17 protein-coding genes are annotated in these 18,770 nt (G+C 67.8%); 8 read left to right on the forward strand and 9 right to left on the reverse strand.

Annotation, left to right across the window (positions count from 1 at the left end; genetic code table 11):
• Positions 1–7 precede the first annotated feature (7 nt).
• Complete coding sequence (locus C493_RS11655) at positions 8–550, reverse strand: peroxiredoxin family protein (RefSeq protein WP_007259641.1); 543 nt, start codon at positions 548–550, stop codon at positions 8–10.
• Between the two features lie 142 nt (positions 551–692).
• Between C493_RS11655 and C493_RS11660 the strand changes: the two genes are divergently transcribed.
• Positions 693–1,196 carry a DUF2062 domain-containing protein gene (locus tag C493_RS11660; protein WP_049889323.1) on the forward strand — a complete coding sequence of 168 codons (504 nt, stop codon included), beginning with the start codon at positions 693–695 and terminating at the stop codon, positions 1,194–1,196.
• On the opposite strand, the gene samp2 is transcribed toward C493_RS11660, so the two are convergent.
• The gene (gene samp2, locus C493_RS11665; protein WP_007259643.1) at positions 1,193–1,432 is read right to left on the reverse strand and encodes a ubiquitin-like small modifier protein SAMP2; all 240 of its coding nucleotides are present in this window, start codon (positions 1,430–1,432) and stop codon (positions 1,193–1,195) included. The two genes, C493_RS11660 and samp2, sit on opposite strands and share 4 nt — an antisense overlap.
• Positions 1,433–1,476: 44 nt before the next feature.
• Positions 1,477–2,568, reverse strand: coding sequence for a bactofilin family protein (locus tag C493_RS11670; RefSeq protein ID WP_049889324.1), 1,092 nt, complete (start codon positions 2,566–2,568; stop codon positions 1,477–1,479).
• A gap of 197 nt (positions 2,569–2,765) precedes the next feature.
• Here C493_RS11670 and C493_RS11675 point away from each other — a divergent pair, with 197 nt between their 5' ends.
• Positions 2,766–3,188 (forward strand): universal stress protein, encoded by a 423-nt coding sequence (locus tag C493_RS11675; protein ID WP_007259645.1) that lies wholly within the window; start codon positions 2,766–2,768, stop codon positions 3,186–3,188.
• 191 nt (positions 3,189–3,379) lie between these two features.
• Positions 3,380–4,372 carry a replication factor C small subunit gene (locus C493_RS11680; RefSeq protein ID WP_007259646.1) on the forward strand — a complete coding sequence of 331 codons (993 nt, stop codon included), beginning with the start codon at positions 3,380–3,382 and terminating at the stop codon, positions 4,370–4,372.
• Between the two features lie 94 nt (positions 4,373–4,466).
• Here C493_RS11680 and C493_RS11685 read toward each other — a convergent pair whose 3' ends face one another.
• On the reverse strand, positions 4,467–7,124 hold the full coding sequence (locus C493_RS11685; protein ID WP_049889325.1) for a heavy metal translocating P-type ATPase: 2,658 nt from the start codon (positions 7,122–7,124) through the stop codon (positions 4,467–4,469).
• A gap of 454 nt (positions 7,125–7,578) precedes the next feature.
• Between C493_RS11685 and C493_RS11690 the strand changes: the two genes are divergently transcribed.
• Both C493_RS11690 and C493_RS11695 read left to right on the forward strand, forming a co-directional pair.
• Positions 7,579–7,779, forward strand: coding sequence for a hypothetical protein (locus C493_RS11690; protein ID WP_007259648.1), 201 nt, complete (start codon positions 7,579–7,581; stop codon positions 7,777–7,779).
• Positions 7,766–10,009, forward strand: a complete 2,244-nt coding sequence (locus C493_RS11695; RefSeq protein WP_007259649.1) for a heavy metal translocating P-type ATPase — start codon at positions 7,766–7,768, stop codon at positions 10,007–10,009. The genes C493_RS11690 and C493_RS11695 overlap by 14 nt, the downstream gene beginning before the upstream one ends.
• 53 nt (positions 10,010–10,062) lie before the next feature.
• On the opposite strand, the gene C493_RS11700 is transcribed toward C493_RS11695, so the two are convergent.
• Positions 10,063–12,033, reverse strand: coding sequence for an acetate--CoA ligase (locus C493_RS11700; RefSeq protein WP_007259650.1), 1,971 nt, complete (start codon positions 12,031–12,033; stop codon positions 10,063–10,065).
• Between the two features lie 118 nt (positions 12,034–12,151).
• Between C493_RS11700 and hisG the strand changes: the two genes are divergently transcribed.
• Positions 12,152–13,045 carry an ATP phosphoribosyltransferase gene (hisG, locus tag C493_RS11705; RefSeq protein ID WP_007259651.1) on the forward strand — a complete coding sequence of 298 codons (894 nt, stop codon included), beginning with the start codon at positions 12,152–12,154 and terminating at the stop codon, positions 13,043–13,045.
• A gap of 29 nt (positions 13,046–13,074) precedes the next feature.
• On the opposite strand, the gene C493_RS11710 is transcribed toward hisG, so the two are convergent.
• Positions 13,075–13,485, reverse strand: coding sequence for a DUF7344 domain-containing protein (locus C493_RS11710; RefSeq protein WP_007259652.1), 411 nt, complete (start codon positions 13,483–13,485; stop codon positions 13,075–13,077).
• 378 nt (positions 13,486–13,863) lie between these two features.
• Positions 13,864–14,424 (reverse strand): TATA-box-binding protein, encoded by a 561-nt coding sequence (locus tag C493_RS11715; RefSeq protein ID WP_006671604.1) that lies wholly within the window; start codon positions 14,422–14,424, stop codon positions 13,864–13,866.
• 227 nt (positions 14,425–14,651) lie between these two features.
• Between C493_RS11715 and C493_RS11720 the strand changes: the two genes are divergently transcribed.
• Together C493_RS11720 and C493_RS11725 are read left to right on the forward strand one after the other, a co-directional pair.
• On the forward strand, positions 14,652–15,803 hold the full coding sequence (locus tag C493_RS11720) for a methyltransferase domain-containing protein (protein WP_007259653.1): 1,152 nt from the start codon (positions 14,652–14,654) through the stop codon (positions 15,801–15,803).
• Between the two features lie 104 nt (positions 15,804–15,907).
• A complete protein-coding gene (locus C493_RS11725) occupies positions 15,908–16,330 on the forward strand; it encodes a nucleoside 2-deoxyribosyltransferase (protein ID WP_007259654.1) in 423 nt (140 codons plus the stop codon).
• 390 nt (positions 16,331–16,720) lie between these two features.
• On the opposite strand, the gene C493_RS11730 is transcribed toward C493_RS11725, so the two are convergent.
• Both C493_RS11730 and C493_RS11735 read right to left on the reverse strand, forming a co-directional pair.
• Positions 16,721–17,455 carry a hypothetical protein gene (locus C493_RS11730; protein ID WP_007259655.1) on the reverse strand — a complete coding sequence of 245 codons (735 nt, stop codon included), beginning with the start codon at positions 17,453–17,455 and terminating at the stop codon, positions 16,721–16,723.
• An 82-nt stretch (positions 17,456–17,537) separates the two neighbouring features.
• The gene (locus C493_RS11735; protein ID WP_007259656.1) at positions 17,538–18,731 is read right to left on the reverse strand and encodes an inorganic phosphate transporter; all 1,194 of its coding nucleotides are present in this window, start codon (positions 18,729–18,731) and stop codon (positions 17,538–17,540) included.
• Positions 18,732–18,770 lie beyond the last annotated feature (39 nt).

Consider the following 18,770-nt stretch of genomic DNA (forward strand, 5'->3'; position numbering starts at 1 on the left):
GTCGTCGTCAGGTGTGTCGGTCGACCGCGGTCAACAGGTCGTCGATTTCGGGTCGGTCCATGTTCGATCGGCCGCGATGGGCGTCGACGACCGAGAGGTCGCCGTCCTCGTCGACGGCCAGGACGATCGCCGTCGGCATGCGTCCGATGAGGTCGAAGTGGCGCCCGATCGGCCCGAGTCGAACCGGCTGCTCGAACGCCTCGCCCGCGGTCGCGTCGGGATCGGCACAGAGCGGAAACGGGAGGTCGTAGCGATCCTGCCACTCGCCGACGCGCTCGCGGGGTTCCGGCACGACGGAGACGACCTGACAGCCCCGCTCGCGGAACTCGTCGTAGCGATCGGCGACGGCTCGAACCTGACGGCGACACTGTCCCGCGTGGTGGTCGCGGTGGAGCAACAGGAGGACGGCGTCGTGGGCCGGCTCGGCGTCCTCGGTGGTCGTGGGATCGGCCGGCGCGACCGGGTCGATCAGTTCACCGAGCGTGAGCGGATCCGGCCCCGGACCGACGTTCGGGAGCGTCACCTCGCTCGCGCGGGTCTCGCCAGACATGACTCGAGGTACGACGGAGGCACGCAAAACGGTCGGGCTTTCAGTGACGTGTTCTCCGAGCCGAAATGCCGCCGACGATCGTCCCGGTCGGCGTATCGACCCGGTCGACGTATTGATACTCGAGGACGTAGAACGGCGGGGTATGGCCAGTTCCCGGATCGGTGACTACGAGACACGGATCCGCGCGGAACTGCAACGCGCGTTCGACGAAGAGCACACGCCTCGAGAAACCGCTCGAAGCTTTGCAGTGGGGACGTTTATCACGATGTTGCCGACGTTCGGCGTCGGCCTGGTCGCCTTTCTCGTCCTCGTGTCCGTCTTCGATTCGATCAGCAAGATCGCGCTGTTCGCGTCGCTGCTCGTGTTCAATCCGGTCGTCAAGTGGGGCGTCTACGCCTCGAGTTTCGCACTCGGCGTCTTTCTGCTCGGTCCCGTCGAGGGCGCCACCGTGGCCGACGCGTCGCTGCAGGCCGGCCCGGCGATCGTTACTCGGCTGGTCGTCGGCAATCTGATTCTTGCGGTGATCGCGACGGCGCTCGGGTACGTTGCGATCCACCGACTCGCCACCCGCTACGACGCGACCGAACTCGGCGACGCGCTCGAGACGTTCGTCGACGACACGCTCGAGGCGAGTTCGGATCGCTAACCACCGGCGCTAGGCGACCCGCCCTTGATCAGTCGCAACACCGTCAACTCCGCGCTGTCGACGGGCTGGTCCTCCGGCACGGGTCGACCGTCGACGAGCACGCTCACTTCGTGGGGACTGAGTTCGATCTCGCACAGCAGATCCTGGTAGGTCGGCTCGGCGTCGCCGTCGGTCGGTACCGACTCGAGATCGATCTCGTGGGTGTCCTCGCCCTTGACGTCGACGGTCACGCGCATGGTCGGGGTTGGGCGAGCGCGGACTTGAGCGCGTCGCTCTCCCGTTAGCTCGCCGGCCCGCCGGCGCCGACCTCGCCGCGGGCCTCGCGGTCGCGCTCGCGGGCGGCCTTTCGGTGGGCGTACAGCGCGATCCCGAGAGCCCCGAGTCCGAGCAGGAAGACGACGAAATTGAGGAGGCCGCCGAGGTAGGGGATCTGCGTGAGGGCCGCTCCGGCGATCATCCCCACCACCAGGGCGAGCCAGCGGTTGGTGACGTCGACGAGCGAGAGCAGCCACGCCGCGACGGCGAACCGCCCGTAGACGATCCCCACCCAGACGACGAACGCGAACGCGAAGCCGCCGATCACCGCGAACGGAATGCCGATCACCGTGATCGCCGTCGCGACCAGGAGGATCGGGACGCCGACGAGCAGTCCGAGACCCGCCAGCCCCGTCCGGACGGGATCGGTCGCCACCCGACTCGCGACGCGCCCCGAGAACCGCGGGAACAACCAGAGCAACGCGGCGCCGAGCAACAGGTTCAACACGAGCGTGTAGAGGGCGAACAGGGCCGACGCGACCGACGGGACCGTCGGCGCGATATCGACGCCGATCGACGAGTCCTCCGTGATTTCGCCCGCAACCGCGTCGGTGTTCCCCTCGAGCGTCCCGTCGTAGCGCAGATCGCCGGCGATCTCGGCGTCGTCGCCGAGCTGGATCGTCTCGGCGCCGATGCCGGCGTCGCCCGCGACGGTGCCGTCGATCGCGACGCTGGCGGCGCCGACCAGTAGGTCGCCGCCGACGTCCCCGCCGTCGGCGATCGTCACGCTTCCGCCGGCGGCCTCGAGGTCGCCCTCGACGGTCCCCTCGATCGTCACGCTCCCGGCGGCGATCTCGGCGTCGCCGCCGACCTCGCCTTCGATTCGGACGTCACCGGCGACCGCCGAGAGGTCGCCCGTTACGGTTCCCTCGACGACGACCGTTCCCGCGAACGCCTCGAGTTCGTCGACCGTCTCGCCCTCCTCGACGACGACCGTTCCTCCGGAGTCGGCGACCGACTGGGCGGCGACCGTCGCCGGCAGCGCCCCGACGACGAGCACGACGAGCACGACGAGCGCGACGAGCAACGCCGTTCGACGAGTATTGCTACTTCTCATAGTGGTAACTTCGCCACCGGCGGTGAAAAACGTGTTATGTTGTTGTCAGGAATGGATAGACTCACGGTCCCGTGATCGTTCACAGTCGAAGTTTTGTCGCGAGCACCCGCCGATTCAGACTCGTGCGACTCGCAGCGGTCGTCGTCCAACCGGCCGCTGCCCGAATCGATATACGGCTTCGCGCCAATGTCTCACATATGTATACGATCCTGATGCCGGTCAAGAGCGAACGGAGTCTCGAGGCGGCCGACTACGTCGCCGCGCTCCCGAACAGCACGGAGACGGTCGAGGTCGTCGTCTTGAGCGTCTTCGAAGAATTCGAGGCGGCGGACGAAGCGGGCGTCGTCCGGTCGGCGGACCTCTACGACGAGGTCGACCTCCCCTCGGAGGTCACCGACGTCGCCCGCGCGCTCGAGGACCGCGGCATCGACGTCACGGTCCGTCGCGAGCACGGCGACCCCGTCGCCGAGATCCTCCGCGTCGCCGAGGAGGTAGACGCCGACACGATCGCCATGGCCGGGCAGGATCGCTCCCCGACGGGGAAGGTGCTGTTCGGCAGCGTCATCCAGAGCGTCCTGCTCGAGTCCGACCGCCCGGTGACGGTGCTTCGCCGGGAGTAGCGAGTCGGGAACGAGGCTCGAACCTCGAGACTCGCAACTCGCGGTTCGAACTCGGCCGCAATCGGTCGGACTCGAGGGGGTTCGAACGGACTCGATGTAGCGATGCGCGCCGACTCGAGGGCGAGCGCGAGCGATGCGCGGCCGACGCAGCCTTCGGTCGTTTTATCTTCCGGCCGCCCCTTGCGAGCGGTATGAGCGAGGCCGACGCCGAGGCGGCGGAGCCGACACCGGGCAAGACCGAGGTCTGGATCGAGAAGTACCGGCCGGAACGGCTCGACGAGATCAAAGGTCACGAAAATATCATCCCACGGCTCAAGAACTACGTCGAGCAGGACGACCTGCCCCACATCATGTTCGCAGGGCCGGCCGGCGTCGGGAAAACTGCCAGCTCACAGGCCATCGCCCGCGAAATCTACGGCGACGACTGGCGCGAGAACTTCCTCGAGCTAAACGCCTCCGATCAGCGGGGCATCGACGTCGTCCGCGACCGGATCAAGGACTTTGCGCGCTCCTCGTTCGGCGGCTACAACTACCGCATCATCTTCTTGGACGAGGCCGACGCCCTCACGTCCGACGCCCAGTCGGCGCTGCGCCGGACGATGGAGCAGTTCTCGAACAACACGCGATTCATCCTCTCGTGTAACTACTCGAGTCAGATCATCGACCCGATCCAGTCTCGGTGCGCCGTCTTCCGCTTTACCGAACTCACCGACGACGCGATCGAGGCCCAGGTCCGCGAGATCGCCGACACCGAGGGGATCGCCGTGACCGACGACGGCGTCGACGCCCTGGTCTACGCGGCCGACGGCGACATGCGAAAGGCGATCAACGGGCTCCAGGCCGCCGCCGTGATGGGCGAGACGGTCGATGAGGAGACCGTCTTCGCGATCACCTCCACCGCCCGTCCCGAGGAGGTCGAGGCCATGGTCGACCACGCCATCGCCGGCGACTTCACGGCCGCCCGCGCCGCCCTCGAGGACCTCCTGATGGAGCGCGGCCTCGCCGGCGGCGACGTCATCGACCAGCTCCACCGCTCCGCCTGGGAGTTCGACATTCCGGAACAAGCGACGGTTCGGCTGCTCGAGCGACTCGGCGAAGTCGACTACCGGATCACGGAAGGGGCGAACGAGCGCCTCCAGCTCGAGGCGCTGCTGGCGGCGCTGGCCCTCGAGAACGACGAGTAGCGCGCCGTCGCGGTCTTTTGGTGGTCGTTTTCGACCGGCTGATCTCACCGACCGTTTCGTCGGTTTCGGCGGTCGTCACCCGTCGAACCGCGTTCTACCGCACCCACTCGAGCGGCCGCAACGCGATCGGCCGGTAGTCCTCGTGGGGGTCGTACGTGGCGAACGAGAGGCTGTTCGTCATCACGCTCACGCTCGAGGCGGCCATCGCCAACCCGGCCAGCGCGGGGTTGAGCAGGCCGAGCGAGGCGATGGGGATCAGCGTCGCGTTGTAGATGAAGGCCCAGAACAGGTTCTGTCGGACCTTCGAGATGGTCGCCTCGGAGATGCGGACGGCCTTGAGGACGTCCGCGGGATCGTCGCGCATCAGGGTGACGTCGGCCGACTCGATGGCGACGTCGGTCCCCGAGCCGATGGCGACGCCGACCTGCGCGGTGGTGAGCGCGGGGGCGTCGTTGACGCCGTCGCCGACCATCATGACTCGAGCGCCGTCTTTCTGCAGGTCCTCGACGTGGTCGGCCTTGTCCTCTGGTAGCACCTCGGCGCGGACGTTCTCGGGGTCGATCCCGACCTGCTCGGCGACCGCCCTCGCGGTCCGGCCGTTGTCGCCGGTGAGCATCACGACCTCCGTTCCGCGCTCGTGGAGGGCGGCGACCGTCTCTTTCGCGCTCTCGCGGACCTCGTCGGCCACCGCGAGCACGCCAAGCAACGGGACGTCGAACTCGCCGTTCGTCGAGGATCGCTCACCGCCGTCCACCGCGACCAGAACCGCCGTCTTCCCCTCGCGCTCGAGTCGCGAGAGCGTCTCCTCGGCGGGTTCGGTATCGATCCCCGCGTCCTCGAGGAGCTTTCGGCGGCCGACCAGGACGCTCCCGCGGTCGGTTTCGGCGCGGATGCCGTGGCCGGGGACGTTCTCGAACTCGCTGACGTCACCGACCTCGACGCCGCGGTCCTCGGCGCCGTCGACGATCGCCCGCGCGATGGGATGTTCGGAGCCGGATTCGGCGGTTGCGGCGGCGCCCAGGACGTGCGACGCGAGGTCCTCCTCGCGGTCGGTCAGGAGACCGCCGTCCGCTGCGGTATCGCCGCCGTCCGTCGCCGTCCGCTCCCCGACGAGTTCGACGTCCGTCAGCGTCATCTCGCCGTGGGTCAGCGTTCCCGTCTTGTCGAAGACGACGGTGTCGACGCCGCGGACCTGCTCGAGCACGTCGCCGCCCTTGAACAGGACGCCGTTGGTCGCGGAGAGCGTCGAGCCGACCATCGTCGCCGCGGGCGTCGCCAGCCCCAGCGCGCAGGGACAGGCGATCAACAGTGCGGAGGCGAGGACGACGACGGCGAACTCGAGGACGGGTACGCCGCCGACGACGGGGCCGCCGCCGACGGGCTCGAGGATCGGGATCCAGCTTCCGAGCGCGGCGGACGCGCCGTAGAGTGTCTCGGGGAAGAGAAACCAGAGGAGCGACCAGAGGGCGGCGTTGATGATCACCGCGGGGACGAAGTAGGCGCTGACCGTGTCGACCAGCCGCTGGATCTCGGGCTGGCGCGACTGGGCCTCCTTAACTCGGTCGACGATCTGCTGGATCGCCGTCTCGGAGCCGACCTTCGTCGCCTCGACGAGGAGGACGCCGTTCTCGTTGATCGTCGAGCCGACGACCTCGTCGCCTTCCCCTTTCTCGACGGGGACGGACTCGCCGGTCAGCATCGACTCGTCGACCGCGCTCTGGCCCTTGAGGACGACGCCGTCGGTCGGGATCCGCTCGCCCGGCCGGACCTTCATCACGTCGCCGACGGCGACGTCCTCGAGCGGCACCTGTTTCTCGTCTCCGTCTTCGATGATCGTGGCCTCGTCGGCCTCCATCTGGAGGAGTTCGCGCAGGGCGTTGCCGGCCCGGGCCTTCGAGCGGACCTCGAGCCAGTTGCCGAGCGTGATGAACCACAGGATGAACGCGACGGCCTCGAAGTAGAGCCCGCCGGTGACGGCGTCTGCGAGCACCGCCGTACTGTAGACGTAGCCCGCGGACGTACCGACGGCCACGAGCGTGTCCATGTTCGCGGTGCGGTTGCGCGAGAACGCCCGCCAGGCGCCGACGATGAACTCCCTGCCGAGCGTCGCCATCAGGACCGTCGCGAGGACGAACTCGAGCCAGCCCGGCGGGTGGGCGATCGCCGCGGGAATCGGCGAGGCGACGCCCGCGAGGTCGAACAGCATCTCGACCATCATCGGGACGAACGGCAGCGTGAGCAGTCCGCCGCCGAGGACCAGTCGCCACTGACGCCGCAGTTCCGTCTCGACGGCGCGTTCGCGCTGGCTCGCGCCTTGCGTTTCCTCGCCCTCGTCGCGGACGGGATCGTAGCCGGCCTCCTCGACGGCCGCGTGGATCTCGGCCAGCGAGACGTCGTTCGGGTTGTACTCGACGCGGGCCTCGTCGGACGCGAAGTTGACGTCCGCGCGGATCACACCCGGGAGGTCGGTGACCGCGTCCTCGACGGTCCCCGAGCACGTCGAACACGACATTCCCATGATCGTCAGCGTCTCGGTCACCGAGGCGGCCTCGTAGCCGGCGTCGTCGATGGCGTCGTAAATCGCCGCCAGCGAGACGGTTTCGGGGTCGTACTCGACCGTCCCCTCGTCGGTCGCGTAGTTCGCGCTCGCCGACTCGACGCCCTCGAGATCCGCCGCCGCGTCCTCGACGGTCCCCGAACACGTCGAACACGACATGCCGGTGATCTCGAGGTGCGCTCGTCTCGTAGTCATGTGTGTAGATACGGGATACACGTTCAAGCGGGTTGTGGCTTTGAAAGGTGGAACGTCTCAGGGAGAGACCTTTGAAACCAAAGTGGGTGGAGAGATTCTTGCGACGTATCCGAACCGAGGCTCGAATCGCGGCGGAACACCGTCCCGCTTCCCAGGAATTTCATATAAATTATCGCTCTCACTACAGCGGTGCGATTCGGCTCTCGCGGCAGGCGCTCCGGAGGGACCGGTCGCCGGTCGAAACCGGATCGTCGTTAGCAGCCGCGATCGCCGACACCGTGGTCGGTGTCGTCGCGGTCACCGGTGTAGTGCTCTCCGGTGGCGGACGGCGTGACCGTGGTCACCGTCGTGGTGGCCGGTATGGGCTCTCTGGATCCGACTCGAGCGGGTCGAACCACCGGCGCGCTGGAACTGTGGGTGAGTACTATGACGGTACGGAAACAATTGACACGCGATGACAACCGTCGACTCGATCCAGCGAACGAATCCGCTCGCAGCGGCGACGCTCGTGTATCGGGCGCTTTGCAGGCCCACGGGACGGCGGGCGGATCCCCCGCTCGAGGCGCGACGCGTCTCGTTTACCGCTCGAGCGAAGCGGTCGAGAAACGACGACGGCGATTCGGACGAGGTGAGCGGGATCGATGAGCGAGTCTGAACACCGCCACGGCGACGACGGCGCGGAATCACGCGACGACGGCGCGAAGCCGACGGACGGCTACTGCTCGTGTTGTCGGGTGTGCGACTGCTATCGAGACGCGCCGGAGCCAGACGAGAAGCCGGACGAACGGCGCGAGGAGTCCAACCGCGCCGAGCACGAAGCGGCGCACGACCACGGCGATCACGTCGATCACTCCGACCACGAGGACATGTTCAGACGACGGTTTTTCGTCTGTCTCGTGCTCTCGGTACCGGTGTTGTACTACAGTCCGATGCTGCAGGACTGGTTCGGCTTCACCGCCGTGACGTTCCCGGGAAGCGAGTTCGTCGGACCCGTCCTCGGCGTCGTCGTCTTCGCCTACGGGGGGATCCCGTTCCTCCGGATGGGTGCGGTCGAAGCCAGAAACCGCGAGCCCGGGATGATGTTGTTGATCTCGCTCGCAATCACCGTCGCGTTCGTCTACAGCGTCGCGGCGGCCGCCTTCGACGTCGGCGAGCCGTTCTTCTGGGAACTCGTCACGCTGATCGTCATCTTCCTGCTGGGTCACTGGATCGAGATGCGCAGCGTCAGGCGCGCGTCGGGCGCGCTCGACGAACTCGCCGAGTTGCTGCCCGAAACGGCCGAGCGGATCACGGAGGCCGGTGATACCGAGGCCGTTCCGATCGACGACCTCGAGGCGGACGACCTCGTCCTCGTCCGACCCGGTTCGAACGTTCCGGCCGACGGCGTCGTCGAGGAGGGCGAGTCGAACGTCACCGAGGCGATGATCACGGGCGAGTCCGCGCCGGTCAAAAAAGCGCCCGGCGACGAGGTGATCGGCGGGACGACCAACCGCGACGGGAGCCTGCGCGTCCGCGTCGCAGCAACCGGCGAGGAGACGACGCTCTCGGGGATCATGCGGCTGGTCGAGGAGGCCCAGGAGAGCCGCTCGCGGACGCAGGTGCTGGCCGATCGGGCCGCGGGCTGGCTCTTCTACGCCGCGCTCGGCGTCGCGGCCGTGACCGCCGTCGCCTGGACCGTCGCCGTGGGTTTCGGCCTTCCCGTCGTCGAGCGCGTCGTCACCGTACTCGTCATCGCCTGCCCGCACGCGCTGGGACTCGCCGTCCCGCTCGTGGTCGCGATCAACACGTCGATGGCCGCTCGCAACGGCATGCTCGTTCGCGACCGAATCGCCATGGAACAGGCCCGCAATCTCGACACCGTCGTCTTCGACAAGACCGGGACGCTCACCGAGGGCGAGCAGGGCGTCGTCGAAATCGCGGCCACCGACGACTGGGACGAGGGCGACGTCCTGACGCTCGCGGCCGCCGTCGAGGGCGACTCCGAACACATGATCGCCCAGGCCATCCGCGAGGAGGCCGCCGAACGCGGGCTCTCGGTCCCCGACGTCCGCGAGTTCGAGGCGCTCGAGGGACGGGGGGTCCGGGCGACGATCGAACGCGACGCGACGCCGGCCGTGATCGGCACCGACGCCGGCGGATCGGACGGCGCCGACCCGAGCGACCGCGACGGCCACACCGCCTCCGTCGGCGGCCCGAATCTGTTGCGCCACCTCGAGATCGACCCCGGCGCCGACCTCGAGCGTTTCGCCGACGCGGCCGGCGAGCGCGGCGACGGCGTCGTCTACGTGCTCTGTGACGAGTCGGTCGTCGGCGCGGTCGCGCTGGCGGACGTGATCCGCGACGAGAGCGTCGAGGCCATCGACGCGCTCCACGGGATGGGCGTCGAGGTAGCGATGCTGACCGGCGACGACGCCGACGTGGCTCACAGCGTCGCCGACGAACTCGGTATCGACACCGTCTTCGCGGAGGTACTACCTGAGGACAAAGACGAGAAGATCGTGGAACTGCAGGATCGTGGTCACCTCGTCGGGATGGTCGGCGACGGGGTCAACGACGCCCCCGCGCTGACGCGTTCGGACGTCGGCATCGCCATCGGCTCGGGGACCGACGTCGCCGTCGAGTCGGCCGACGTGGTGCTGGTCGAGAACGATCCGCGGGACGTCGCGAGCCTCGTCCGACTCAGCAAGAAGAGCTACCGCAAGATGCAGGAGAACATCGTCTGGGCCGCGGGGTACAACGTCTTCGCCCTCCCGCTCGCAGCGGGGATCCTCGCGCCGGTCGGACTCTTGCTTTCGCCCGCGGTCGGAGCAGTGCTCATGTCCGCGAGCACGGTGATCGTGGCGGTCAACGCCCAGCTACTCCGGCGCGCTGAGCTATCGGTCTGAACGGTCCGCCCGCCCCGAGCACCCGCGACCACGACCACGACCACGACCGCGGCTCACCCCGATTCCCACAGCGTCTCGAGTTCGCCGACGATCGCCGGATTCCGAAGCGGCTCCGTGTCCTCGAGCCGCGCGTCGTCGACGATCGACTCGAGGACGCGATACATGGTCTTCCCGGAGTGGGTTTCGGGCAGTTCCGGCGTGAAGACGACGGCCGCCGGTTCGACGAACCGCCCGACGCGCTCGACGACGGCGTCCCGGATCGCGCCGCGGAGTCGGTCGCGGTCCGTACGCTCCTGTGCGGCCGTCGCGAAGACGTAGAGGTCGGTATCTCCGCCGGCGCTCCCGGCGACGGCGGCGGCCTCGGTGACGCCGTCGACCGCGGTGATCGCGGCCTCGAGTTCGGCGGTTCCGAGCCGTCGGTTGCCGACCGTGACGACGTCGTCGGCGCGGCCGATGATCGTCACGTAGCCGTCCTCGTCGACGACGGCGCGGTCGCCGGTAAAGTAGCGCCAGGTGTCGGCCCGCCGGTCGGAGAACTGCTGCCAGTACTCCGCGAGGACCCAGTAGCGGTCGCCCTCGAGCGGCGAGAGCATCGACGGCCACGGCTTCGTAAGCGTCAGGTAGCCGGGTTCGCCCGGCGGCAGTTCCCGGCCGTCGGCGTCGACGACCGCCGCCTCGACTCCGGGAAGCGGCGGCCCCGCGGCGCCGGGTTTCGTCTCGTCGACGCCGGGGATCGTCGACAGCAAGATGGCGCCAGTTTCGGTCTGCCACCAGGTGTCGACGATCGGACAGCGTCCGTCGCCGACGTGGGTGTGATACCACTCCCAGGTGTCGGGGCCGATCGGCTCGCCGACGGTGCCGAGCAGTCGCAGCGACGAGCGGTCGTGTTCGGCGGGAAACGACTCGCCCCACTTCATGAACGTCCGGATCACGCCGGGAGTCGTATAGAACACCTCGACGCCGTTTCGCTCGATGATCTCCCAGGGTCGGTGGCGGTCGGGGTAGCGCAAGCTCCCCTCCGCGAGGACGACCGTCGCGCCCCGCGAAAGCGGCCCGTACACGACGTAGGAGTGGCCGGTGATCCAGCCCAGATCGGCCGTACACCAGTACGTGTCTCCCGGCGAGAGGTCGAAGACGGTCCGACTCGTCCACGCGGTGCCGGCGAGGTAGCCGCCGGTCGCGTGGGTCATCCGCTGGGGCTCGCCGGTCGTCCCCGACGTGTGGATGTGAAAGAGCGGATCGGTCGCCGCCCGCGGAACCGGCGGGACGTCCGCGCCGTCGAAGCGCTCGACCAGCGTCCCGTAGTCGTACTGCTCCGGCCCGAGTCGCGTCTCGTTTTCGGGCCCGAGCCGGTCGACGACGATCGTCGGCACCGTCGCCTCGAGTTCGGCCAGCGCCGCGTCGGCCTTACGCTTCTGGTTGACCGCGGTTCCCTCCCGGAACGCGCCGTCGCAGGTGACGAGCGCGCTCGAGTCGGTGCCGGCCATCCGTTCGACGAGCGCGTCGGGGGCAAAGCCCGCGAAGACGACGTTGTGCAGCGCGCCGATTCGAGTGCAGGCCAGCATCGTGATCGGCAGTTCGGGCAGTTTCGGCAGATAGCAGGTGACGACGTCGTCTTCCTCGACGCCCAGGTCGCGGAGCGCGGCGGCGACGGCCGACACCTCGCGGTGGAGGTCGTGGTAGGTGTACGTCCGCCGTTCACCGCGTTTGCCCTCCCAGCGGAGCGCGACCTGGTTCTTCCGGCCGGCTTCGAGGTGACGATCGACGCAGTTCTCGGCGGCGTTGAGCCGGCCGCCGACGAACCAGCGGTAAAACGGCGCGTCGTCGTCCTCGAGGATCTCGTCGTAGGGCTCCGCCCACTCGAGCAGGGCGGCCGCGTCGGCCCAGCAGTCGGGCCACTCGCGGTCGAATTGCTCCCGGAGTCCGCCGTCGGTGACCGTCGCGTCCCGTTGGAACGCCGACAGCGAGCGTCGCGACTCGGCCGCGTCGTCCGGCGACTCTGGATTCGACGGTTCCTCGTCCATCGGTTCGACCGTACGACGAGGGGTTACCTGAAGATTGTGCCTTTTGTGTCCACGTGACACACCCTGACGAGTTGCGAGAGATGAAAAGACAATTCCCCACCGATGCTCAACTGAAACCATGCGAATCGCCGTTCCCAATAAGGGCCGCCTGCACGAGCCGACGATCGACCTCTTAGAGCGGGCGGGGCTCCATCTCGAGAACGGTGCCGACCGGAAACTCTACGCCGACACCGTCGATCCGGACGTCTCCGTCCTGTTCGCCCGCGCGGCGGACATTCCCGAGTACGTCGCCGACGGCGCCGCGGATCTGGGCATCACGGGCTACGATCAGGTCTGCGAGGCCGGCGTCGACGCCGTCGAAGAACTGCTCGACCTCGAGTTCGGGCGCTGTCGCCTCGTGCTCGCGGCGCCCGAGGACGGCGACATCGAGGGGATCGACGACCTCGAGGGCGGAACGATCGCCACGGAGTTTCCGAACATTACGCGGAACTTCTTCGCCGACACCGGCGTGTCGCCGGACATCGTCGAGGTGTCGGGTGCGACGGAACTCACCCCGCACGTCGAGATGGCCGACGCGATCGTCGACATCACGAGTACGGGGACGACGCTGAAAATGAACCGCCTCGCGGTCGTCGACGACGTTCTGTCGAGTTCCGTCCGCCTGTTCGGTCGCGAGGACGTCCTCGACGATCCGAAGGTCGACGAGGTCCGGACCGCACTGGCTTCGGTCAAGCAGGCCGAGGGGAAACGCTACCTGATGATGAACGTGCCCCAGTCGAAACTCGACGACGTTCGCGACGTCATCCCTGGAATGGGCGGGCCGACGGTGATGGACATCGCTGGTGGGGGCGAGGGCGAGGGTGAAGGTGAGAGCGAGGACACCGACGAAGACGGCATGGTAGCCGTCCACGCCGTCGTCGACGAACGCGACGTTTTCGAGACGATCACCGAGGTCAAACGCGCCGGCGCGAGCGATATTCTCGTGACCGAGATCGAACGACTCGTCGAGTAACATTCGATTTCCCGCTCGGACGCGTTCCGTCACTCGAGTCCGTCGAGATCGACCTCGAGCAGCGAGCCGACCGCCGAGAGCCGCGCACCCGGTGTGACGCGGCCGTTTTCGGGATCGTAGTCGACGACGCGGTGATTTTCGAGCAGCGGCAGGTGAGTCCGACACAGCGACACGTGGATGCGCTGGCGGAGTTCGTGCAGCGACGTCACTGCGGTCGCGTCGTGTTCCGCGTCGGCGAGTCTCGCGACCAGCTGATGGATCGCGAGCGGTTCGTCGGTCTCGAGCAGGGCGTCCACGACCGCCCGACGGCGCTCGTTCGAAAGCAGCCGGCGGACGGCCGCCGTCGGAATGGAATCGTCGACGAACGTCGCAGGCAGGTCGGTTCCGCGGCGACCCCGACGGTCGGACGCGTTCGTCAGCCGATCGGTGTGGATCGTCATGGATACCTGACTCTCAGTGAAGCTATCGAATAAACCGGGGCAGTCGTTCCGAACGCTCGAGTACAATTTAGCCCACTCAAGATCGTTCACCCGGCGATAAACGATTCAGAATCCGGTGCAAGCGACGCTCGACGGGCGTGAACGATTCGGGACCGTTCTCGGCGAGCGGCCGCGACCTCGCCGTCGTCGACGGAGCGTCGCCGTCGCTGCACACGCGAGACGCTCAGATCGGACGCGCAGAGAAGCGGAGAACTGTTGCTCTTGCTACCGCACGAAACCGTCAGCGTCGGGGTGACCGTCCACTCGACGGCGGCGACGAACGCGAGACCGAGTCACGGCCCCGAAGCCGGTACCGCGGCGCGGTCGAAACGGGTGGCGCTACTCGAGCAGGCCGAGATCCTCGAGCCGAGAGACGATCTTGTCGACGGCGTGTTCGGCGTCCTCGGGCTTCTTGCCGCCGGTAATAACGAGTTTCCCGGAGCCGAACAGCAGCGCGACGACCTCGGGTTCGTCGAGACGGTAGACGAGGCCGGGGAACTGTTCTGGCTCGTACTCGATGTTCTCTAGGCCAAGTCCGATCGCGATCGCGTTGAGGTTGAGGTTGCGACCGAGGTCGGCGGAGGTGACGATGTTCTGGACGACGATCTCCGGGTCTTCGTTGACCTGGATCTGCAGTTCGCGGAGTTTGTCGAAGACGATGCGCAGGCTCTCGTGGACGTCGTCGGTGCTCTTTGCGCCGGTGCAGACGATCTTCCCCGAACGGAAGATCAGTGCGGCCGACTTGGGGTTCTGGGTGCGGTAGACGAGACCGGGGAACTGCTCCGGATCGTAGTCCGCGCCCTCGAGGTCCATCGCGACGCTCTGAAGATCGAGTTCCTGCCCGATGCCGGTCGACGCCACCACGTTTTCGATGTTGATGGTGTCCTTGGGATCCGTCATAAGTCGCTTAAAAAGACGTATTTAAGGTTTATAAAGGTTAGTACCGCCACCTGATATATCCGGTATATACGATGGCTCCGGAAGATTGGTATCGGTTGGTTCGTCGGGGGTTACAGGCTGACTGCTGGTTTTAAACGAATCGGGGATCGCCTGACGATAAGCGAACGGACGGCGATCGCGACGCCGAAGCGGTAGGCTCATAGCCGCTCCGGCGATGAGCTACGAGCGTGTACCTGCTCGAGCTAGGCGGCGAGGACGACGCGTTCGCGGCTCGCGAGGCGGCGAGCGCCGCGACCGGCGTCGAACGGATCGCCCCCGGCGTCGCCGTGGCGGACGCCATCGCCCCCGAGCGCGTCCGCGGACTCGCCTACACCCACCGCGCGAGCGAACTCCTCGGACGTACCGACGCCGACGTCGCGAGCGCGCGAGCGCTCCTCGCGGCCGCCGCCCTCGAGCGCGACCCCGACGGAACCGTGGCCGTGCGCGCGACCGACGTCCACGGATCGAGCGGCGTCAGCACCGGGACGGCCGAGCGTGAACTGGGTCAGATCCTGGTAGATCAGGGCTTTTCGGTCGACCTCGACGACCCCGACCACGTGCTGCGCGCGGTGTTTTCCGAGGGAGCGCTCGAAACCGGCGGCGCCCTCGAGGCCGACGCGGCGACGGGCGACCTCTTCGCCGCCCCGGCGGGCGACGAAGGCGACGAGGGACTCGAGGAACGGGTTTCGGTCTGTGCGCTCGGCTGGCTCGAGGCAGAGAGCGTCCGGGATTTCGGCGACCGCGCGCCGACGGACAAACCGTTCTTCCAGCCCGGCAGCATGGATCCGCTGCTCGCCCGCGCGGCCGCGAACGTCGCTGGTGCCCGCCCCGGCGCGACGATTCTGGATCCGATGTGTGGCACCGGCGGCGGCCTCGTCGAGGCCGGTCTCGTCGGCGCGGACGTGATCGGGACGGACGCCCAGCGGAAGATGGTCGCGGGCGCACGCGAGAACCTCGCGCACTTTCTCGACCCCGACGAGCCGTCGCCTACCGGCGTCGCCCGCGGGGACTGGCACGTCGCCCGCGGCGACGGAACGCGGTTGCCCCTCCCCGACGACGCCGTCGACGGCGTCGTCTTCGACGCGCCCTACGGCCGCCAGTCGAAGATCGAGACCCACCGCCTCGAGGATCTGGTGTCCGGAGCGTTAGCGGAGGCCCGCCGCGTCGCCCCGCGAGCGGTCGTGATCGCCGATCGATCGTGGGCCGCCGAGGCCAGGGCCGCCGGCTGGGAACTCGCGGCCGCGTTCGAACGTCGAGTGCACCGCTCGTTGACGCGGTACGTGCTGGTCCTCGAGCGACGACAGTCCGGGACGGCAGTCGGCGACGGCGTCCTCGAGTAGGCTCGAGGCGCGCTCGTCAGACGCCGACCCCCGATCGACGGACGGTGCGCTCGAGTGCACCCCGGACAGAAACGCTCATTGTACCGCTGCTACAGGAATCCGGCATGGACATCTACTTCGCCGGCTCGATTCGGGGTGGCCGCGACGACGCCGCGCTGTACGCCGACCTGATCGACGCCCTCGAGCGCCACGGAACGGTTCTCACCGAACACGTCGGCACCGCAGACGTCGAAGAGCGGGAGGAAGCGGTCGACCTCAGCGACCGCGAGATCCACGATCAGGACCTCGAGTGGCTTCGCCGGGCCGACGTCGTGGTCGCCGAGGTGACCACGCCCAGCCTGGGCGTCGGCTACGAGGTCGGCCGCGCGGTCGCCTGGGAGAAACCCGTCTGCTGTCTCTACCGGCCCGACTCGGCCCACGACCTCTCCGCGATGATCCGGGGCAACGCCGCCGTCGACGTCCTCGAGTACCAGACGCCGTCGGGCGTCGAGTCGGAACTCGAGGCGTTCCTCGAGTCCCATCATTGAACGCGATTCACCAACGGCTCGCTCGGCGACTGATACGGTTTCCTGTCCGTCGTTTCCGGCGCAACCGCCGCCGGGTCGCGGTTGCGCCGGGACATCGGTACCGCACTCCGTATGACTCGAGGCCGTCTTACCGTGGCCGACTGTTTCGCTCGAGTCATCGGTCTCTCCGTCGTACTCGGGACTGCGGTCGTCGGCTCCGAGGACTGCGCTGGCTTCTGTCGGCGTTGATACTGCCAGACAGCACTATTCGACGATCGGTCGCTCGAATTCGGCCGTCGCCTTCTGAGACGGCTGGACGTTCGCGACCGACGTCGCACTGACTGCTGTCCGACAGTATGAAAAGCAGTGCGTCGGTCGCAAAACCGCGTACGACCGTTCGGAATGGCGGTTTTAGGCCGTCGGTCTCCGCTCGACCATCGACTGCAACTCGCTTGCGACCTCCGGCGGGACGACGATCCGCCGCGGGCCGGCGACGTACTGGCCGTCGGGCTGGGCGTACTCGAGTTTCAGGATCGTCGCGTCGCCGAGCCGGCGCGCCGAAACGTCTCGCACGACGCGCAGGTCGATCGCCTGATCGGGATCGTAGAGGTAGATCGCACCCTCCTCGCGGTCGAGCGCGCCGACCGATCGCAGGAACGACGAGAGCACGAGCGCGACGAGCGCGAGCGGGATCAACAGCGCGGCCAGGCCGGTAAACGGCCCGGCGCCGACCTCGAGGAGTTCTCGCTGCGAGACGTATCGGCCGACGGCCATCAGGGAGCCCATGACCGCCATCATCGCGATCGTCCCGAGCGCGGCGTCCGTCACGCGCTCTGCGACGTTGTCGGACGGTTCGCTGATGGGCAGGCGCTGGGCGAGCGCCGTTAGCTGAGCCTCGGTGGTGCCGGTTATCGCCACCGCGAAGATGGTCGCGATAGCCGCGGCGAAGAAGGCCACGACGACGATGCCGAGATCACCCTGTGCGGCGAAATCGTACAGCCGCCAGAAGACGATGATCGTGATCGCGGCGAAGAAGGTGCCGACGCCGAGCGACCACAGGAGCCGAACGGTCCGAGACGTCGAGGCGTCGCGGCGCCACTGAATCGTCTCCGAACCAGGTGTGTCCGCGGGCGCGTCCTCGTCCATACTGAATCTGGCCACCGATCGTGTAAAGCCTGTTCGGTGTTCGTCCGTCGGACGACTCGCAGGTGTTCGGCTCCTGGCTCGCTCAGAAGAGCAGCGTATCGAAAAGCCAGAAGCCCGAGAAAGCGATGACGATCGAGCCGGCGAGCGAGAGCACCCACGCGAGGACGGTAAAGCCCATCTTGCGGGCGCTGACGCCGCCGCCGGCGCCCGCCGCGGCGTAGCCGCTGCCGATGATCGAACTGACGATGATCTCGTTGAACGAGACCGGAATGCCGTAGAGGACGGCCGTCTGGGCGATCATGAACGACGGGATGAGCGCGGCGATCGAGCGCCGCGGCCCGAGCGAGGAGTAGTCCTGCGAGATCGCTTTGATCATCCGCGGTGCGCCGGTCCACGAGCCGAGCAGCAGGCCGAAGCCGCCGCCGACGAGCAAGGCGAGCAGCGGCAGGCCGACGTCACCCGAGAGGGGAATCAGCGGTCCGACGGCCAGCCCGACCTGGCTGCCGCCCGCCGAGAAGGCGACCAGGCCGCCCAGGATGAGCAGGAAGTGTCGCTCGCCGCGCTCGATACCGATCCGTAGATCGGCGCCGACGACGATCGCCCAGAGCGCGGCGATCAGCGCCGTCATCACGACGATTCCGACGAGTTCGGGACCGGGAATCCAGCCGCTCGTCGCGCCGGCGATCGAGTCGCCGCCGGCGTCCTCGCCGCCGAGGATCGCGAACTCGATGTTGGCGACCAGCACGCCGACGAACGCCGCAAGCGCGATGATCAGATACTCTTCGGCGACCGGTTCCGCCCTGAGCAGTCGTGCGATGGCGTAGGCGAGGCCGCCGCCGACGAACGGCGTCAGAATCCACAGCGTCGCGATTTCGACGTACTTCGGCCACGCCGGATCGCCGCCCATCGCCAGCCCGACGCCGACGACCGCCCCCGTGACCGTAAACGCCGTCGCTATCGGATACCCTGCGAAGACGCCGATCGCGACCAGCCCGGCTGCGATCACCAGCGCGATCGTCGCCGCCATCGGCGACAGGGTCACGCCGCCGATCAGGTCCGCCCCGACCGCCTCGGAGACGTTCGCCCCCTGTAAGACCGCGCCGGCGAAGCCGAGAATGCCGACCAGAAAGCCCGCTCGCATCACCGAAATGGCGTTCGCGCCGACCGCGGGAGCGAACGGCGTCGATCCGCTCGAGCCGGCGCCGATCGCCCAGGCCATAAACAGACTGGCGACTGCGGCAACCAGAAACGTCGCAATCGTCGCAATCTCCACCATCTCTCTGTCTCTATCCCGGCTTACCAGCTAGCCCTACAA

It is taken from the genome of Natronolimnohabitans innermongolicus JCM 12255 (assembly GCF_000337215.1).
In the GTDB taxonomy this organism is placed as follows: Archaea; Halobacteriota; Halobacteria; order Halobacteriales; family Natrialbaceae; genus Natronolimnohabitans; species Natronolimnohabitans innermongolicus.

What these genes read in the sequence shown, in the direction of transcription:
- C493_RS11695 (WP_007259649.1), top strand. Translation starts at nt 7,766, where the DNA reads ATGAGCGAGTCTGAACACCGCCACGGCGACGACGGCGCGGAATCACGC.
- C493_RS11690 (WP_007259648.1), top strand. Translation starts at nt 7,579, where the DNA reads ATGACAACCGTCGACTCGATCCAGCGAACGAATCCGCTCGCAGCGGCG.
- C493_RS11725 (WP_007259654.1), top strand. Translation starts at nt 15,908, where the DNA reads ATGGACATCTACTTCGCCGGCTCGATTCGGGGTGGCCGCGACGACGCC.
- hisG (WP_007259651.1), top strand. Translation starts at nt 12,152, where the DNA reads ATGCGAATCGCCGTTCCCAATAAGGGCCGCCTGCACGAGCCGACGATC.
- C493_RS11685 (WP_049889325.1), bottom strand. Translation starts at nt 7,124, where the DNA reads ATGACTACGAGACGAGCGCACCTCGAGATCACCGGCATGTCGTGTTCG.
- C493_RS11675 (WP_007259645.1), top strand. Translation starts at nt 2,766, where the DNA reads ATGTATACGATCCTGATGCCGGTCAAGAGCGAACGGAGTCTCGAGGCG.
- C493_RS11700 (WP_007259650.1), bottom strand. Translation starts at nt 12,033, where the DNA reads ATGGACGAGGAACCGTCGAATCCAGAGTCGCCGGACGACGCGGCCGAG.
- C493_RS11670 (WP_049889324.1), bottom strand. Translation starts at nt 2,568, where the DNA reads ATGAGAAGTAGCAATACTCGTCGAACGGCGTTGCTCGTCGCGCTCGTC.
- C493_RS11735 (WP_007259656.1), bottom strand. Translation starts at nt 18,731, where the DNA reads ATGGTGGAGATTGCGACGATTGCGACGTTTCTGGTTGCCGCAGTCGCC.
- C493_RS11710 (WP_007259652.1), bottom strand. Translation starts at nt 13,485, where the DNA reads ATGACGATCCACACCGATCGGCTGACGAACGCGTCCGACCGTCGGGGT.
- C493_RS11660 (WP_049889323.1), top strand. Translation starts at nt 693, where the DNA reads ATGGCCAGTTCCCGGATCGGTGACTACGAGACACGGATCCGCGCGGAA.
- C493_RS11730 (WP_007259655.1), bottom strand. Translation starts at nt 17,455, where the DNA reads ATGGACGAGGACGCGCCCGCGGACACACCTGGTTCGGAGACGATTCAG.
- C493_RS11655 (WP_007259641.1), bottom strand. Translation starts at nt 550, where the DNA reads ATGTCTGGCGAGACCCGCGCGAGCGAGGTGACGCTCCCGAACGTCGGT.
- C493_RS11715 (WP_006671604.1), bottom strand. Translation starts at nt 14,424, where the DNA reads ATGACGGATCCCAAGGACACCATCAACATCGAAAACGTGGTGGCGTCG.
- C493_RS11680 (WP_007259646.1), top strand. Translation starts at nt 3,380, where the DNA reads ATGAGCGAGGCCGACGCCGAGGCGGCGGAGCCGACACCGGGCAAGACC.
- samp2 (WP_007259643.1), bottom strand. Translation starts at nt 1,432, where the DNA reads ATGCGCGTGACCGTCGACGTCAAGGGCGAGGACACCCACGAGATCGAT.